Source organism: Streptomyces antnestii (assembly GCF_004005495.1).
In the GTDB taxonomy this organism is placed as follows: domain Bacteria; phylum Actinomycetota; class Actinomycetes; order Streptomycetales; family Streptomycetaceae; genus Streptomyces; species Streptomyces antnestii.
In genome coordinates this window covers 165,372-182,967 of record NZ_RZYA01000013.1, presented here as the reverse complement: position 1 = coordinate 182,967, position 17,596 = coordinate 165,372, and the positions used below count along the sequence as shown (strand labels likewise).

The following is a 17,596-nucleotide window of genomic DNA, read 5'->3' as shown; positions in this document are numbered from 1 at the left end:
GCCGGACGGGCTGGATATGTGGGCCTGACACGTGGGCATGCTGGGAGGCATGGCTGAAGGTGTCGAGAAAGCGCTGCGTCGTGTTGTTCGTGGGGACGTCGACTTCTCTGTGACCGCGCGTGCCCTCACGACCATGGACGCCTCCAATTACCGTCGCGTGCCCCTAGGGGTCGTCTCGCCGCGTGATGCGGACGACGTGGTGGCCGTCCTGGCCGTGTGCCGGGTGCGGGGCGTGGCCGTGGTGGCGCGTGGGGGTGGTACGTCCATCGCGGGGCAGGCGACCGGGACGGGCGTCGTTCTCGACTTCACGCGGTACATGAATCGCATCGTGGATGTCGATGCCGAGTCCCGGACGGCCGTCGTCCAGCCGGGTGTCGTGCTCGACCGGCTCCAGGAGGCTGCCGCCCCGCACGGGCTGAGGTTCGGGCCCGATCCGTCCACGCACAGCCGGTGCACGCTCGGCGGGATGATCGGGAACAACTCGTGCGGGTCCCATTCGGTGGCCTGGGGGACGACGGCGGACAACGTGCGGGAGCTGTCGGTCGTGCGGCGTGAGCCGGACGGTGGTTTCCGGGAGCGTGTGCTGGGGCGGGGTTGGGAGGGCGCGCCCACAGGCCTTCGTCCGCTGGTCGAGGGCGATTTGGCGCTTCTGCGGACCGGGTTCCCCGACCTGCCGCGCCGCATCTCCGGATACGCCGCCGACGCCCTGCTCCCCGAGAACGGCGTGGACCTCGCCCGCTTCCTCTGCGGCACCGAAGGCACCCTCGGGATCGTCACCGAAGCCGCCGTCCGGCTCGTCGAGGCGCCCCGCGCGCGTGCCCTCGCCGTGCTCGCCTACGCCGACGAGAGCGCCGCCGCCGAAGCCGCCGCGGGGCTCCTGCCGCTGGGGCCGCTCACCGTGGAGGGCATGGCGGCCGACCTCGTACGGGACCGGTCCGGCCTGCCCAAGGGGGATGCCTGGCTGTTCGTCGAGACCGGTGGGGAGTCGGCGGCCGAGGCACGCGCGCGTGCCGAGGTGATCGTGCGGGCCGCGGCCGACGGGACGACGGACTCCCTGATCGTCGACGACCCGGCGGGGCAGCGCGCGCTGTGGCGCGTCCGCGAGGACGCCTCCGGGACCGCGACCCGTATGCCCGACGGTACCGAGGCGTGGCCCGGCTGGGAGGACTGCGCGGTGCCGCCCGCCCGCCTCGGCCCGTATCTGCGGGACTTCAGGGGCTTGCTGGCCGAGCACGGGCTGCGCGGCACGCCGTACGGGCACTTCGGTGACGGCTGCATCCACGTACGCATCGACTTCGATCTCCTTGGGGATGCCGGGGTGCGGCGGTTCCGGCGGTTCTCGGAGGACCTGGCCGGACTCGTCGTCGCGCACGGTGGATCGCTGTCCGGGGAGCATGGCGACGGGCAGGCCCGCGCGGAGCTGCTCCCGAAGATGTACGGGCCGGACATGGTGCGCCTCTTCGAGCGGATCAAGGACGTGTGGGACCCGGACGGGCTCCTCAATCCGGGCATGCTGGTCCGCCCTCATCGCCTCGACGAGAACCTGCGCTTCGCCGTGCTGCCGCGCGAGCCCGTCGACGTCGAGTTCGGCTACCCGCACGATGGCGGCGACTTCTCCGCCGCCGTCCGCCGCTGCGTCGGCGTCGCCAAGTGCCGTACGGAGAAGGCGCCTGCGGGCGGCGGCGTCATGTGCCCGTCGTTCCGGGCGACCGGCGACGAGACGCACTCCACGCGCGGGCGCGCGCGCCTGCTGCACGAGATGCTCGCGGGCGAAGTCGTCACGGACGGGTGGCGGTCCACGGAGGTACGGGACGCGCTCGACCTGTGCCTGTCCTGCAAGGGGTGCCGCTCCGACTGCCCCGTCGGCGTCGACATGGCCACGTACAAGGCGGAGTTCCTGCACCACCACTACGAGGGGCGCCGGCGGCCCGCGGCGCACTACTCCATGGGGTGGCTGCCGCGCTGGCTGCGGGTCGTGGCGCGTACGCGGTCGGCCGCCCTGGTCAACTCCCTTGCGGGCGTGGGCCCGTTGGCGGCGATCGGCAAGTGGCTCGGTGGGATCGCGGCCGAGCGCCGGATCCCGCGCGTGGCCACCGAGACGTTCAGTACCTGGTGGGGGAGGCGCGGCGGCGAGGCGCGGTCGGGGGGTGACGGGCCCCGGGTCGTGCTGTGGCCGGACACGTTCACGGACCACCTCGCGCCGCAGGTCGGACGGGCTGCCGTCCGCGTCCTCGAAGAGGCGGGGCTGTCCGTGGCGCTGCCCCCGACGCGGGTCCTCACGTATGCGCCGGACGGCTTCTCGGCGGTCGCCGACACGCTCACGGCGCGTCGCGGCCGCGTCTGCTGCGGTCTCACGTACGTCTCCACGGGCCAGCTCGACCGCGCCCGCGCCGTCCTGCGCCGCACTCTCGACCTGATGCGGCCGGTCGTCGACGCGGGGCTGCCCGTCGTCGTTCTGGAGCCGTCCTGTGCGGCGGCGCTGCGCACGGACCTGCCGGAACTGCTGCCGGACGACCCGCGCGCGCGGCGCCTCGCCGACTCGGTCCTCACGTTCGCGCAGGCCCTGGAACGGCTCGCCCCGCACTGGGACCCGCCCCGCGTCGACCGTCCCGTCGCGGGCCAGACGCACTGCCACCAGCACGCGGTCCTCGGCGACGCGGCCGAACGGCGGCTGCGCGAAAAGGCGGGCCTGGCGGGCGAGTTGAGCGGCGGCTGCTGCGGTCTCGCGGGCAACTTCGGCTTCGAGGACGGCCATTACGACGTGTCGGTGGCCTGCGCGGAGGAACAGCTCCTGCCCGCCGTCCGCGCCGTCGGCGAGGAGACGGTGATCCTCGCGGACGGCTTCTCGTGCCGCACGCAGCTGGAGCAGTCGGCGGGGCGGGGCGGGCGCCCGGGGAGGCATCTGGCGGAGGTGCTGGCGGAGGCGCTGGGGGAGGTACGGGGGGTCACCCCCTAGGGCGCGTGGGTTTCGTGGGTCCCGTAGGCCGGGTGGCGTCGGGGGGTACGACCTCGTGGGCCAGCGTCACCAGGTCCCGTACCGCCGGGTGGCGCGGGCCGTCGCGCCAGGCGAGGACCACGGGCAGGTCGGGGGCGTCCGTCAGGGGGACGTAGACGACGCCCGGGTGCGGGTGCATGCCGGGGGTGGCGGTCGTCGTGACGCCCACCGCGCGGTCGCCCGCGATGGCCGCGAGCCAGTCGTCCGTGTTGGCCACGATGATCGTCGCGGTGGGCCGGTCGGCGGGCGGCCAGAGGTCGAGGGCGGTGCTGCCGGAGACGGGGTTCAGGGCGATGGTGTGCGCGGAGAGGTCGGCGAGGGCCAGCTCGGCGCGCGCGGACAGAGGGCTGTCGGAGGGCACGGCGGCGACCCGGCTCTCCGTGTAGAGGAGTTCGGTGACCAGGCCGGGCGCGTCCACGGGTCCGCGCAGGAGCGCGACGTCCACGGCGCCGCGGGTCAGCCCGGCGGTGCGGTCGTCGATGCGCAGGAGTTCGAGCGGTACGTCGGGGTGCCGCTCGCGCCAGCGCCGCAGCAGGGGTGTCGTGTACGGGCCCGCCGCCGACCAGGCGTGCCCGACGCGCAGCGGGCGCCGCACCGTGCGTACCGAGTCGAGGGCGTCCTCGAACGCGGCGACGGCTGCCGTCGCGCTCTCCTGGAACGCCCGGCCCTCGGGGGTCAGCGCGAGGTGGTGGGTGGAGCGGTCGACGAGCCGTACGCCGAGCGCGTCCTCCAGGGCGGCGAGGGTGCGGGAGACGGCGGGCTGGGTGAGGCGGAGGCGGGCGGCGGCGCGTGTGACGTTGCCCTCCTCGGCGATGGCGAGGAAGCAGCGCAGATGGCGCAGTTCCAGCGAGTGGAGGGCATGCGGACCGCTCATGCCTGCGGAGCATAACGGGAGCGCAGTCGGCATTTCACGGACCGCGCGCGGCGACTTAGCTTGGCAGGTGGGCCTTTGCCGGCCGACCGCGTACGTCAACCGCGTACGAGGGCCGGCAGGGCAGTGGCACGACGGTCGGCATGGTGGTGGCACGTCAGCGGCACGTCAGCCGTATAACGGGTCCACGATCATGACGCGGTGTACTACCTTGGACGGTGGAGTCCACCCTGATGAACTGTGGGTGGCGGTGGGGAAAGGGAAGGCACAAGGCGTGAACGTCTCACGTACCGACCGCGCGGCGGCCGGCGCCGACGCGGCGGCCGCCGTACTGGTGCAGTCGGAGGCCGCGGTGGCGCAGCCGGAGGTGGCGGGCGTGACCCCCGCCCCCGAGGGCGCGGCGGTGAAGGGCTCCCGCTGGGGCGCCCTCGGCCCGGTCGGGCTCGTGCTCGGCGGCTGTGTGTCGGTGCAGTTCGGCGCGGCCGTCGCGGTGAGCCTGATGCCGCGCGCGGGCGCGGTCGGCGTGGTCACCCTGCGCCTGGTGGTCGCCGCCCTCGTGATGCTCGTCGTATGCCGGCCCAAGCTGCGCGGCCACTCGCGCGCGGACTGGGGCACCGTCATCACCTTCGGCGTCGCCATGGGCGGCATGAACATGCTCTTCTACCAGGCGGCGTCGCGGATCCCCCTGGGCCCGGCCGTGACCCTTGAGGTCCTCGGCCCGCTCGCCCTGTCGGTCCTCGCCTCCCGGCGCCTGGTCAACGCGGTCTGGGCGGGCCTCGCGCTCTGTGGCGTGTTCCTGCTCGGCGGGGGCGGGTTCGGCGACCTCGACCTGGTCGGCGCGGCCTTCGCCGTCGCGGCGGGCGGCATGTGGGCGGCGTACATCGTCTTCAGCGCCCGTACGGGGCGCCGTTTCCCGCAGGCGGACGGTCTCGCCCTCGCGATGGCGGTCGCGGCCGTGCTCTGCCTGCCGCTCGGCATCGCGGCGTCCGGGTCCCGGCTCGTCGTGCCGTCGACGATCGGCCTCGGGGCGGCCGTCGCCGTCCTGTCGTCCGTCCTGCCGTACACCCTCGAACTCCTCGCCCTGCGCCGCCTGCCCGCGTCCACGTTCGCCGTGATGATGAGTCTGGAACCGGCCATCGCCGCGCTCGCCGGGTTCCTGATCCTGAACCAGGCTCTGTCCGCCGTCGGCGCCCTCGCGATCGCCCTGGTCATCGCGGCCAGCATCGGCGCGGTGCGTACGCAGGTGGGGCGGGGGCGGGCGAAGGTGACGGAGGCGAAGCCGAAGGCGGAGGCGACGGAGGTGGAGGCCGAGGCGTAGGCCTGCCTCCCCCGGCCCCGGTGACATAGGGCCCTGTGCGGACTCGCGCAGGGCCCTTCGTCTTGCCCTACGTCTTGGCCAATTTTCATACAAGCACGCTTGATTGTTTCTCCGGGCGCTGCCATGCTCCGGGGCACGCCGTCGTGCCCCGGAGGGGAGCGCATCGTGTCCGACCCGTTGGCCGTGCTCGAGGATCTGCGCAGTGAGAGCGCCGAACTCGACCGGATCGTCAGTGAGCTGAGCGAGGACCGCTGGGCTCTCGCGACGCCCGCGCCCCGCTGGAGCGTCGCCCACCAGATCGCGCATCTGGCGTGGACCGACCACTCCGCCCTGCTCGCCGTGACGGACGCCGACGCGTTCGCCGCCCTCGTGCGGGACGCCGTCGCCGCGCCCGACGCCTTCGTCGACGAGGGAGCGGAGGCGGGCGCCGCGCTGCCGCCCGCCGAGCTGCTCGCCCGCTGGCGCGCGGGCCGCGAGGAACTCCTCCGCGCCCTGGCCGCCGCCCCCGCCGGAACGCGCTTCCCCTGGTACGGGCCACCCATGTCGGCCGCCTCCATGGCGACGGGCCGGCTCATGGAGACCTGGGCCCATGGGCAGGACGTGGCGGACGCGCTGGGCGTCGTACGCAAACCCACCGACCGGCTGCGGCACGTGGCCAGGATCGGTGTCCGGGCCCGCGACTTCGCCTTCGCCGCACGCGGCCTCACCCCGCCCGCGGACGAGTTCCGCGTCGAACTCACCGCCCCCTCCGGCGACCTGTGGACCTACGGGCCCGAGGGTGCCGCCCAGCGGGTGACCGGGACCGCGCTCGACTTCTGCCTCCTCGTGACGCAGCGCGCGCACCGCGACGACCTCGACGTACACGCGGAAGGCGTGGACGCCGACCACTGGCTGGACATCGCCCAGGCCTTCGCGGGCCCGCCAGGAGCGGGACGCGCGGCGAAAGGGTCGGCGGCGTGAGCGGGACCCCCGGCGGAGGCGGCCGTGCCGTGAGCGGGGACGTCCTGCGCGTCGGCAACGCCTCCGGCTTCTACGGCGACCGCTTCGACGCCCTGCGCGAGATGCTCGAAGGCGGCCCCCTCGACGTCCTGACCGGCGACTATCTCGCCGAACTGACCATGCTCATCCTGGGCCGCGACCGCCTGAAGGACCCCGCGCGCGGCTACGCCCGCACGTTCCTGCGCCAGTTGGAGGAGACCCTCGGCCTCGCGCTCGACCGGGGCGTGCGGATCGTCGCGAACGCGGGCGGCCTCAATCCGGCCGGACTCGCGGACGCAGTAAGGGAGTTGGCGGCCCGGCTCGGGCTCCACGCGCGCGTGGCGCACGTCGAGGGCGACGACCTCGCGCCGGGCGGACGTTTCCCCGGCGCGCTCACCGCCAACGCCTACCTCGGCGGCGCCGGCATCACCGCCTGCCTCGCGGCCGGCGCCGACATCGTGGTCACCGGGCGCGTCACCGACGCCGCGCTCGTCACCGGGCCCGCGGCCTGGCACTTCGGGTGGGCGCAGGACGCGTACGACAGGCTCGCGGGGGCCGTCGTCGCCGGGCACCTCCTGGAGTGCGGCACGCAGGCGACGGGCGGCAACCACTCTCGCTTCAAGGAGCGCGCCAGTGAGCTTCGCCGCCCCGGCTTCCCCCTCGCCGAGCTCCACGAGGACGGCTCCTGCGTCATCACCAAGCACCCCGGCACGGGCGGGTTCGTCGACGTGGGCACGGTGACGGAGCAGCTGCTTTACGAGACGGGCGGCGCCCGGTACGCGGGGCCCGACGTGACCGCGCGCCTCGACACCGTACGGCTCACGCAGGAGGCGCCGGACCGCGTCCGCGTGGACGGCGTACGCGGCGAGGCGCCGCCGCCCACCCTCAAGGCGGGCCTCAACCGGCTCGGCGGGTTCCGCAACGAGGTCGTGTTCGTGCTCACCGGTCTCGACATCGAGGCCAAGGCGGCGCTCGTACGGGACCAGATGGACGACGCGTTCGCGCGGGCCAAGTCCCGGCCCGCGCAGGTGACATGGGAGCTGGCCCGCACGGACCGCCCGGACGCGGAGACGCAGGAGACGGCGAGCGCGCTGCTGAGGCTCGTCGTCCGGGACGCCGACGCGGACACGGTGGGCCGCACCCTCAGCAGCGCCGCGATCGAGCTGGCGCTCGGCAGCTATCCCGGCTTCCACGTGACGGCCCCGCCAGGGAAGGCCGCGCCGTACGGGGTGTTCGAGGCGGCGTACGTGGACCGGGCCGACGTCGAGCAGGTGGCCGTACTGCCGTACGGGGAACGGCAGTTGATCACGTACGACGGCGCCACCCGCGCCCTCTCGGACGTGGAGCCGCCGCCCCTGCCCGCGCCCCCGCCGCCCGGCCCCACCCGCCGCGTCCCCCTCGGGGCCGTCGCCGGGGCGCGCAGCGGCGACAAGGGCGGCGACGCCAACGTGGGGGTGTGGGTGGACGGCGACGACGCGTGGGCGTGGCTCGCGCACGAGCTGACCGTCGAGCGCTTCCGGGAGCTGCTGCCCGAGACCCGCCCGCTGACCGTCGTACGCCATGTACTGCCCAACCTGCGCGCCCTCAACTTCACCGTCACCGGCCTCCTGGGCCAGGGCGTCGCATCCCGGCACCGTTTCGACCCGCAGGCCAAGGGGCTCGGCGAGTGGCTGCGCTCCCGTCATCTGGACATACCGGAGGTCCTGCTTTGAATCCTCCCCTCCCTAATGGGAGGGGATTCCTGGCTCACGTTGCCTGCGGACCGGCGGTCCTGCAGGTCTTGCACGATCGGCACCAGCCGGGTTGAGACCAGCCCGGACGAGCATCACGCGGGCGGAGTTCTTGTCCCTGGGGGACACCGTTCCGCACGCGGTGCACGTGTAGGTACGTTCGGAAAGAGGTAGTGCGTGCTTGGCTCTCGCTCCGCACTGTGCGCAGTCCATGGTGGTGTGCGCGGGGTGGACAAGGTGAACGATGCGTCCGTGTTTGCGGGCCATCTCGGTGAGGGCCTGCTTGGTGGCGCTGATCGCGGCGTCGGCGGCTTTGCGGGCCATGGTGGACTTCGCGAGGAACTTCGGGCGGAAGTCCTCCACGGCGAGGGCGTCGTGGTCGGTCACGACGCGTTTGGCCCACTTGCGTCCGGTGTCCTGGCGCTGCCGGGCGGCCTTCTTGTGGATTTTCGCGGTCTGCCGCTTCGCCTCGCGGTAGCCCTTCGATGCGGCCTGCCCGCGTGCTGGTTTGCGGCGCGCCATCATCCGCTGGTACCGGGTGAGTTTCATTCCGGCAGTGTTTCCGTGCTGTGGGTGGGCCAGGTCGTGAGCGTCGCTGGTGGTGGTCGCGGTCTGACTGACGCCCCAGTCGATCCCGATCACACGGCCGGTCGACGGCAGCGGCTGAAGCTGGGTGGGGACGACGAGGCTGGCGTACCAGTGGCCGAGACTGTCCTGGTACACGCGCACGCTGGACGGATCGGCGGGCAGCCTCCGCGACCACACGACACCCAGCACGATTCCGCCTGCCAGGTGCAGACGGCCGTCCTTGATCCGGAACCCGCGCCGTGTGTAGTTCAGGGTCGGCCTGGACTCGCGCTTCTTCTTGTACTTCGGCATCCCGGCACGCTGCCGCTGTGGCAGCCGGGCCTTGATGTCCTTCAGCGCCTTCGCGCGGGACTTTCCGAAGTCCCGGACGATCTGCTGCTGCGGAACCGAAGAACCCTCCCGCAGCCATCCGTTGGAGGTACGGGCCTCGGTCAGCATCTTATCGAGGTGGGCCGGACCGCACTTCTCGCCCTCCGCGTGCGCTCTCCTCGAACGGGCGACGCATTCGTTCCAGATCCACCGGCACCGCGCCCACTCCGAATCCAGGGCGGCAGCAGCCGAAGACGACACGCGCAGACGGTAGGTATACCGGGCGTGCCCGGCACCCTCCGCCTTTTCCTGCGATGTCGTCATGAACGCCAACCTAGCCGGGAGGTACGACAGTTGAGAGCCCCTGCAAGCTGTGGGTCGAATCACCGAACAGATGGGCGGACAGCGAACCGCCCTGACAGCAGTTCAGCTTTCCCTGTCCTGCCCCGCAGGATTCCAATTCCTTCCCGGCCTGGAGGTCGGGGCGTCCTCGGAGGGAACCGGTGACCGTTCTCGCCTCGGCACTCGACGTCGGGGGCGCCGACTTCGCCGCCCATCGGGAGGCCATGCTCGCCAAGCTCGACGACCTGGACGCCGAGCACGCCAAGGCGCTCGCGGGCGGCGGCGAGAAGTACGTCCAACGGCACCGCAAGCGCGGCAAGTTGCTCGCCCGCGAGCGGATCGAGCTGCTGCTCGACCCCGACACCCCTTTCCTCGAACTCTCCCCGCTCGCCGCGTGGGGCAGCGACTACACCGTCGGCGCCTCGCTCGTCACCGGGATCGGTGTCGTGGAGGGCGTGGAGTGTCTGATCACCGCGAACGACCCGACGGTGCGCGGTGGCGCCAGTAATCCGTGGTCCCTGAAGAAGGCGCTGCGGGCGAACGAGATCGCGTACGCGAACCAGCTGCCGTGCATCTCGCTCGTCGAGTCCGGCGGCGCCGACCTGCCCTCCCAGAAGGAGATCTTCATCCCGGGCGGCGCCATCTTCCGCGACATCACGCGCCTGTCGGCCGCCGGGATCCCCACGATCGCCGTCGTCTTCGGCAACTCCACGGCCGGCGGCGCCTACGTCCCCGGCATGTCCGACCACGTGATCATGGTCAAGGAGCGCGCGAAGGTGTTTCTCGGCGGGCCGCCGCTCGTGAAGATGGCGACCGGCGAGGAGAGCGACGACGAGTCGCTCGGCGGCGCCGAGATGCACGCCCGTACGTCCGGTCTCGCCGACCACTTCGCCGTCGACGAGCAGGACGCGATCCGCCAGGCCCGCCGCGTCGTCGCCCGCCTCAACCACCGAAAGGCGTACGCCGATCCGCAGGTCGCGGAGCCGCCCAAGTACGACCCGGAGGAACTGCTCGGGATCGTGCCGGGTGATCTGAAAATCCCCTTCGACCCGCGCGAGGTCATCGCCCGGATCGTCGACGTCTCCGACTTCGACGAGTTCAAGCCGCTGTACGGCGCGAGTCTCGTCACCGGGTGGGCCTCGCTGCACGGCTATCCCGTCGGCATCCTCGCCAACGCACAGGGCGTGCTCTTCAGCGAGGAGTCGCAGAAGGCCGCCCAGTTCATCCAGCTCGCCAACCAGCGCGACATCCCGCTCCTCTTCCTGCACAACACCACCGGCTACATGGTCGGCAAGGAGTACGAGCAGGGCGGCATCATCAAGCACGGCGCGATGATGATCAACGCGGTCTCCAATTCCCGCGTGCCGCATCTGTCCGTCCTCATGGGCGCCTCGTACGGCGCCGGGCACTACGGCATGTGCGGGCGCGCCTACGACCCCCGCTTCCTGTTCGCCTGGCCGAGCGCCAAGTCCGCCGTCATGGGACCGCAGCAGCTCGCCGGCGTCCTGTCGATCGTGGCCCGCCAGTCGGCGGCGGCCAAGGGGCAGCCGTACGACGACGACGCGGACGCGGCGCTGCGCGCGATGGTGGAGCAGCAGATCGAGTCCGAGTCCCTGCCGATGTTCCTCTCCGGGCGGCTGTACGACGACGGGGTCATCGACCCGCGCGACACCCGGACCGTCCTCGGCCTGTGCCTGTCCGCGATCCACACCGCACCGTACGAGGGCGCCCGCGGCGGCTTCGGCATCTTCAGGATGTGAGGCCCGACATGATCACCTCTGTACTTGTCGCCAACCGGGGCGAGATCGCCTGCCGCGTCTTCCGTACCTGCCGTGACCTGGGCATACGTACCGTCGCCGTGTACTCAGAGCCGGACGCCGACGCGCTGCACGTGCGTGAGGCCGACGTCGCCGTACGTCTTCCGGGGGCCACGCCCGCCGAGACCTATCTGCGCGCCGACCTCGTCGTGAAGGCCGCCCTCGACGCGGGTGCGGACGCGGTGCACCCCGGGTACGGGTTCCTGTCCGAGAACGCGGACTTCGCGCGGGCCGTCGCCGACGCGGGTCTCACCTGGATCGGCCCGCCGCCCGAGGCGATCGAGGCCATGGCGTCCAAGACGCGCGCCAAGGAACTCATGGGCATCGCGCCCCTGAAGACCGGTGACCTCACGGCCGGAGATCTCCCGGTCCTGGTGAAGGCGGCGGCGGGCGGTGGCGGGCGCGGCATGCGCGTCGTACGCGAACTCGCCGAACTGGACAGTGAGTTGGCCGCCGCCGGTGCCGAGGCGCTGAGTGCCTTCGGGGACGGTGAGGTGTTCGTCGAGCCGTACGTCGAGGGCGGCCGGCACGTCGAGGTGCAGGTCATGGCCGACGCGTACGGCACGGTGTGGGCGCTCGGCACCCGCGACTGCTCGCTCCAGCGGCGCCACCAGAAGGTCGTCGAGGAGGCCCCGGCGCCCGGCCTGACCCACGAACTGGAGGCATCTCTACGGGACATGGCGGTCCGGGCCGCCCGTGCCACCGGCTACCGGGGCGCCGGAACCGTCGAGTTCCTCGTAGCCGGAGACACCGCCCACTTCCTGGAGATGAACACCCGCCTCCAGGTCGAACACCCCGTCACCGAGGCCGTGTTCGGCGTCGACCTCGTGGCGCTGCAGCTGCGCGTCGCCGAGGGGGAACGCCTTGACGAGGAGCCGCCGCCCGCCCGGGGCCACGCCGTCGAGGCACGCCTGTACGCGGAGGACCCGGCCGCCGGCTGGGCCCCGCAGACCGGCACCCTGCACCGACTGTCCGTCCCGGCCGCCGTACGCCTGGACACCGGTTTCACCGACGGCGACACGATCGGCGTGCACTATGACGCGATGCTCGCCAAGGCCGTCGCGCACGCGCCCACCCGAGCCGAGGCCCTGCGCAAGCTCGCGGGCGCCCTGGAGAAGGCCGTCGTACACGGCCCCGTCACCAACCGTGACCTGCTCGTACGGTCCCTGCGGCACCCGGAGTTCGTCGCGGGCGGCGCCGACACCGGCTTCTACGACCGGCACCTGACCGCGCTCACCGCGCCCCGCCCGGACCCGTACGCGCCACTCGCCGCCGCCCTCGCCGCCGCCCACGGCCGCTCCCGCTTCGGCGGCTTCCGCAACGTCTCCTCACAGCCGCAGACCAAGCGCTACCGCACCGAACCCGACGGGACCGAGCACGAGGTGCGCTACCGGCACACCCGCGACGGCCTCGCGGCGGACGACGGCGTACGCGTCGTACGGGTGACCCCGTCACTCGTCGTGCTCGAAGTGGACGGCGTGGTGCGGAAGTTCGACGTCGCGGTCTACGGGGATCGCGTCCACGGGAAGCGCGTGTACGTGAACGGCGTGACCCTGACCCCGCTGCCCCTGCTCCCCGAGCCCGTCGCGCGCCAGGAACCCGGTTCCCTGCTCGCCCCCATGCCCGGCACCGTCGTCCGGCTCGCCGAAGGACTCGCCGAAGGCGTCACGGTCACTGCTGGAGCCCCCCTCATCTGGCTGGAGGCGATGAAGATGGAGCACCGCATCACCGCTCCCGCCTCCGGCACGCTCACCGCTCTGCACGCCGCGCCCGGCCGCCAGGTCGAGGTCGGCGCCCTGCTCGCCGTCGTACAGGAGGATCAGCCATGAACGCTCCCGTCGCTCCCGTCGCTTCCGTCCTTGAATCCGAGGAGCACCAGGCTCTGCGGTCCGCGGTCGCCGCGCTCGGCCGCCGCTACGGACGTGACTACATGACCCGCGTCGTCCGCGAGGAGGGTCACCCCGAGGAGCTGTGGGCGGAGGCCGCGAAGCTGGGCTACCTGGGCGTGAACCTGCCCGAGGAGTACGGCGGCGGAGGCGGCGGCATATACGAACTCTCGCTTGTCCTGGAGGAGTTGGGCGCGTCCGGGGCGCCGCTGCTGATGCTGGTGGTGTCGCCGGCGATCTGCGGGACCGTCATCTCGCGCTTCGGTACGCCGGAGCAGAAGGCGGCCTGGCTGCCGGGGCTCGCCGACGGCAGCCGCACCATGGCGTTCGGGATCACCGAGCCCGACGCGGGCTCCAACTCGCACCGCATCACCACCACGGCCCGCCGCGACCCGGACAGCGGTGACTGGATCCTGTCCGGGCGCAAGGTGTTCGTCTCCGGCGTCGACATCGCCGACGCCACCCTCATCGTCGGCCGCACCGAGGACGCCCGTACCGGCAGCCTCAAGCCGTGCCTGTTCATCGTGCCGCGCGACGCCGAAGGCTTCGGGCGGCGGCAGATCGACATGGAACTCCAGGCGCCGGAGAAGCAGTTCGAGCTCACCCTTGACGACGTACGGCTGCCCGCCGAGGCGCTCGTCGGCGACGAGGACGCCGGGCTGCTCCAGCTGTTCGCCGGACTCAACCCCGAGCGCGTCATGACGGCCGCCTTCGCGATCGGCATGGGCCGCTTCGCGCTGGGCAAGGCGGTCGCGTACGCGAAGGAGCGCAGCGTCTGGAAGGCGCCCATCGGCGCGCACCAGGCCATCGCGCACCCGCTCGCACAGGCCCACATCGAGCTGGAGACGGCCCGCCTGATGATGCAGAAGGCGGCCCACCTGTACGACGCGGGCGACGACATCGGCGCGGGGGAGGCCGCGAACATGGCCAAGTACGCCGCCGCCGAGGCCTGCGTGAAGGCCGTCGACCAGGCGGTGCACACGCTGGGCGGCAACGGGCTCACCCGCGAGTTCGGCCTCGCGTCCCTCATCACGGCGTCCCGGGTCGCCCGCATCGCGCCCGTGAGCCGGGAAATGATCCTCAACTACGTGTCCCACCAGACCCTGGGACTCCCCAAGTCGTACTGATATCCAGCTCTTTGGAGGAACCCGGTGAGTGACGCCGAGCCCGCGCCCCTGCCCCTCGTCCGTTCCGCGCACGAGCGGGGGATCACCACCCTCACGCTCGACTCCCCGGCCAACCGCAACGCCCTGTCGGCGGGGCTCGTCGGCGAGCTCACGGACGCGCTCACACGGTGCGGCGAGGACGACTCCGTACGGGCTGTCGTCCTCACCCACACCGGCAACACGTTCAGCGCGGGCGCCGACCTGCGCAACCCGCCGCCGCCGGAGGCGCTCGTCGCGCTCCTGCGGCGGATCGTCACGCTCGACCGGCCGGTCGTCGCCCGTATCACCGGGCACGTCCGCGCCGGGGGGCTCGGGCTGCTCGGGGCCTGCGACATCGCGGCCGCCTCGCGCGACGCGTCGTTCGCGTTCAGCGAGGTGCGCATAGGCGTCGCGCCCGCCGTCATCTCGCTGACGGTGCTGCCGCGCACCGACCCGAGGGCCGTCGCCCGCTACTACCTCACGGGCGAGCGTTTCGACGCGTACGAGGCGGCCCGCATCGGTCTGCTCACGGTGTGCGGGGCGGACGTCGACGCGGCGCTCGCCCCGGTGCTCGACGGGCTGCGCCGGTCCTCCGCGCAGGGCCTGGCGGAGACGAAACGGCTGCTCACGGCTAAGGTGCTGGAGGCCTTCGACCGGGACGCGACCGACCTGAGCGCGCTCTCGGCCCGGCTCTTCTCCTCCGCGCAGGCACGCGAAGGGATGACGGCCTTCCTCGAACGACGGGATCCCGCATGGGTGCTGTGACCTCATCCGGTACGGGGGTGGAGCGCGCCCCCAAGCAGGACCGCAGCCGCGCCACCCGCCGGCGCCTGCTCGAAGCGGCCGTCTCCTGCCTCGCCGAACGCGGCTGGGCAGGCTCCACGGTGTCCGTCGTCGCCGAACGCGCCGGCGTCTCGCGCGGCGCGGCCCAGCACCACTTCCCGACCCGCGAGGACCTGTTCACCGCGGCCGTCGAGTACGTGGCGGAGGAGCGGTCGACGGCGCTGCGGGCGCTGCCCGCGCAGGACCGGGCGTCGGTGGTCGCGGCGCTCGTCGACCTGTACACGGGCCCGCTGTTCCGTGCGGCGCTCCACCTGTGGGTGGCGGCGTCGAACGAGCCGGCCCTTGGCTCCCGCGTCACCGAACTGGAGGCCCGCGTCGGCCGGGAGACTCACCGGATCGCGGTGGAACTCCTCGACGCGGACGAGTCACGCCCGGGCGTCCGCGAGACGATCCAGGGCCTCCTGGACATGGCGCGCGGCCTGGGCCTCGCGAATCTCCTGACGGATGACGGGGGGCGGCGGGAGCGGGTGGTGGCGCAATGGACTGTGCTGGTGGAGTCGGCTCTGGGGGCTTGAACCTTTCCCCGAGCCCGCCCCTTCCCGAAACCAAGGGGCTCCGCCCCCTGGACCCCCGCAATCGCCCTCCGGGCTCGTCCTCAAACGCCGGACGGGCTTGATTGGGCTGGATAATCCAGCCCCTTGGGGGTCCCCCCGGACGGAGTCTGGGGGAGTTTGAGGAGCGGGGTCTGGGGCGGAGCCCCAGTTCGGGAAGGGGCGGGCTTGGGGAGAGAACCGCCGGAGGCAAACCTCAGCCCGCGATCTCCCCGTACCCCTCGATCGACTGAGGCGCCCGACTGCCCGGCCCCACATACCGGGCCGAAGGCCGCACCAGCCTCCCCGTCCGCTTCTGCTCAAGAATGTGCGCCGACCACCCCGCAGTCCTCGCACACGAGAACATCGACGTGAACATGCTCGCCGGAACCTCGGCGAAGTCCAGGACGATCGCCGCCCAGAACTCGACGTTCGTCGCCAGGACCCGGTCGGGCCGGCGCGCGTGCAGCTCGGCGAGAGCCGCCTTCTCCAGCGCCTCCGCGACCTCGAAGCGCGGCGCGCCCAGCTCACGGGCGGTGCGCCGCAGGACGCGGGCGCGCGGGTCCTCGGCCCGGTACACACGGTGCCCGAAGCCCATCAGGCGCTCACCCTTGTCGAGCGCCCGCTTCACATACGCGTCCGCGTCGCCCGTGCGCTCGATCTCCTCGATCATGCCGAGGACACGGGAGGGCGCACCGCCGTGCAGGGGGCCCGACATGGCGCCGACGGCACCCGACAGGGCGGCGGCCACATCGGCGCCGGTGGAGGCGATGACGCGGGCCGTGAACGTGGACGCGTTCATGCCGTGCTCGGCGGCGCTCGTCCAGTACGCGTCGACGGCGGCGACATGCTTGGGGTCGGGCTCGCCGCGCCAGCGCCGCATGAACCGTTCGACGACGGTGCCCGCCTTGTCGATCTCGCTCTGCGGGACCATCGGCCGGGCCTGCCCGCGGGCGGACTGGGCGACGTACGAGAGGGCCATGACGGCGGCGCGGGCGAGGTCGTCGCGGGCCTGCGCCGCGTCGATGTCGAGCAGCGGTTTCAGGCCCCACACGGGCGCGAGCATGGCGAGCGCGGACTGCACGTCGACGCGGATGTCGCCGGAGTGGACGGGGATGGGGAACGGCTCGGCGGGCGGCAGGCCGGGGTTGAAGGCTCCGTCGACGAGCAGGCCCCACACGTTGCCGAACGAGACATGGCCGACCAGATCCTCGATGTCGACGCCCCGGTACCGCAGAGCGCCGCCCTCCTTGTCAGGTTCGGCGATCTCCGTCTCGAACGCGACCACTCCCTCGAGGCCGGGTACAAAGCCGGGGTCGAAGTCGGACATCAGGCGGCTCCTCTTGATGCTCGCGGTCGGGGTCGGTCACCCCCGTGATTCCCCGTTCGGTGGTCGGTCACCCAACCGAAGGGGCGGCGGGACCGCCGACGATATCCCTTGGTGCCACCCTTGGGGAGGGTTCGCGGCACTCAGTGCCACGCGGTGGCGCACTCCACACCGCGGACCGCCCCGGGGCATACGGCAGGATGACGGCGTGAGCGACCACGACCACCACGTGCCCCCGGACCCCGCAGCGATGCGTGAGCAGTACCGCCCTCCGGGTGAGGGACTCCTGGAAGAGGACGTCCCCGCGCATCCCATGGCGCTGTTCGGGCGGTGGTTCAAGGAGGCCACCCGGGCGAGCGGTGTGCTGTACGAGCCGAACGCGATGGTCGTCTCCACGGTGGACGGGGCCGGCCGCCCCAGCTCCCGCACGGTGCTGCTCAAGGGGTACGACGACCGGGGCTTCGTCTTCTACACGAACTACGGCTCCCGCAAGGCCCACGACCTGGCGGCGAACCACGAGATCGCGCTGCTCTTCCCCTGGCATCCCATGGCCCGCCAGGTCATCGTCACGGGCACCGCCGCCCACACGAGCCGCGCCGAGACGGCCGCGTACTTCCGCTCGCGCCCGCGCGGCTCCCAGCTCGGCGCGTGGGCGAGCCCCCAGTCGCGGGTCCTCGCGGCGCGGGCCGAGCTCGACGCCGCGTACGCCGATCTCGCGGCGCGCTATCCGGAGGGCGAGAGCGTCCCCGTCCCCGACCACTGGGGCGGCTTCCGCGTCACCCCGCGCACGGTCGAGTTCTGGCAGGGCCGCGAGAACCGCCTCCACGACCGGCTGCGCTACGTCCACGAGGAGCCCGGCACCTGGCACGTGGAGCGCCTGGCCCCCTGAGCCGCGTACGGCTATTGCGTGTGAGCCG

The 17,596-nt window shown here is 72.6% G+C and carries 13 protein-coding genes; 10 read left to right on the top strand and 3 right to left on the bottom strand.

Annotation, left to right across the window (positions count from 1 at the left end; genetic code table 11):
• Positions 1-49: 49 nt before the first annotated feature.
• Entirely contained in the window at positions 50-2,956 is a 2,907-nt protein-coding gene (locus EOT10_RS25645) for an FAD-binding and (Fe-S)-binding domain-containing protein (protein ID WP_127830688.1), read from the top strand.
• Here the strand turns inward: EOT10_RS25645 and EOT10_RS25640 are convergent.
• Positions 2,946-3,869, bottom strand: coding sequence for a LysR family transcriptional regulator (locus EOT10_RS25640; protein ID WP_223281190.1), 924 nt, complete (start codon positions 3,867-3,869; stop codon positions 2,946-2,948). The genes EOT10_RS25645 and EOT10_RS25640 overlap by 11 nt on opposite strands.
• Positions 3,870-4,233: 364 nt before the next feature.
• On the opposite strand from EOT10_RS25640, the gene EOT10_RS25635 reads away from it, so the two are divergent.
• From EOT10_RS25635 to EOT10_RS25625, 3 genes are all read left to right on the top strand, one after another.
• Positions 4,234-5,184, top strand: coding sequence for an EamA family transporter (locus tag EOT10_RS25635; RefSeq protein ID WP_223281196.1), 951 nt, complete (start codon positions 4,234-4,236; stop codon positions 5,182-5,184).
• Positions 5,185-5,349: 165 nt separating this feature from the next.
• Positions 5,350-6,144, top strand: coding sequence for a TIGR03084 family metal-binding protein (locus tag EOT10_RS25630; RefSeq protein WP_127830686.1), 795 nt, complete (start codon positions 5,350-5,352; stop codon positions 6,142-6,144).
• Positions 6,141-7,874: an acyclic terpene utilization AtuA family protein gene (locus EOT10_RS25625; protein WP_431313321.1), complete on the top strand. Its 1,734-nt coding sequence runs from the start codon at positions 6,141-6,143 to the stop codon at positions 7,872-7,874. The genes EOT10_RS25630 and EOT10_RS25625 overlap by 4 nt, the downstream gene beginning before the upstream one ends.
• Before the next feature lie 12 nt (positions 7,875-7,886).
• Here the strand turns inward: EOT10_RS25625 and EOT10_RS25620 are convergent, their stop codons facing one another.
• Complete coding sequence (locus EOT10_RS25620; RefSeq protein ID WP_127830685.1) at positions 7,887-9,113, bottom strand: RNA-guided endonuclease InsQ/TnpB family protein; 1,227 nt, start codon at positions 9,111-9,113, stop codon at positions 7,887-7,889.
• Positions 9,114-9,292: 179 nt separating this feature from the next.
• Between EOT10_RS25620 and EOT10_RS25615 the strand changes: the two genes are divergently transcribed.
• The 5 genes from EOT10_RS25615 to EOT10_RS25595 are packed head-to-tail and all read left to right on the top strand — an operon-like array spanning position 9,293 to position 15,337.
• Positions 9,293-10,891, top strand: a complete 1,599-nt coding sequence (locus EOT10_RS25615; protein WP_127830684.1) for an acyl-CoA carboxylase subunit beta — start codon at positions 9,293-9,295, stop codon at positions 10,889-10,891.
• 8 nt (positions 10,892-10,899) lie between these two features.
• Positions 10,900-12,777 carry an acetyl/propionyl/methylcrotonyl-CoA carboxylase subunit alpha gene (locus EOT10_RS25610; RefSeq protein ID WP_127830683.1) on the top strand — a complete coding sequence of 626 codons (1,878 nt, stop codon included), beginning with the start codon at positions 10,900-10,902 and terminating at the stop codon, positions 12,775-12,777.
• Positions 12,774-13,961, top strand: a complete 1,188-nt coding sequence (locus tag EOT10_RS25605) for an acyl-CoA dehydrogenase family protein (RefSeq protein ID WP_127830682.1) — start codon at positions 12,774-12,776, stop codon at positions 13,959-13,961. The genes EOT10_RS25610 and EOT10_RS25605 overlap by 4 nt, the downstream gene beginning before the upstream one ends.
• A gap of 24 nt (positions 13,962-13,985) precedes the next feature.
• On the top strand, positions 13,986-14,744 hold the full coding sequence (locus EOT10_RS25600) for an enoyl-CoA hydratase family protein (RefSeq protein WP_223281189.1): 759 nt from the start codon (positions 13,986-13,988) through the stop codon (positions 14,742-14,744).
• Positions 14,732-15,337 carry a TetR/AcrR family transcriptional regulator gene (locus EOT10_RS25595; protein WP_127830681.1) on the top strand — a complete coding sequence of 202 codons (606 nt, stop codon included), beginning with the start codon at positions 14,732-14,734 and terminating at the stop codon, positions 15,335-15,337. The genes EOT10_RS25600 and EOT10_RS25595 overlap by 13 nt, the downstream gene beginning before the upstream one ends.
• Positions 15,338-15,569: 232 nt before the next feature.
• Here the strand turns inward: EOT10_RS25595 and EOT10_RS25590 are convergent, their stop codons facing one another.
• Positions 15,570-16,682, bottom strand: coding sequence for a citrate synthase 2 (locus EOT10_RS25590; protein ID WP_189492062.1), 1,113 nt, complete (start codon positions 16,680-16,682; stop codon positions 15,570-15,572).
• Positions 16,683-16,869: 187 nt separating this feature from the next.
• Here EOT10_RS25590 and pdxH point away from each other — a divergent pair, with 187 nt between their 5' ends.
• Positions 16,870-17,568, top strand: a complete 699-nt coding sequence (gene pdxH / locus EOT10_RS25585) for a pyridoxamine 5'-phosphate oxidase (RefSeq protein WP_431313323.1) — start codon at positions 16,870-16,872, stop codon at positions 17,566-17,568.
• Positions 17,569-17,596: the final 28 nt, after the last annotated feature.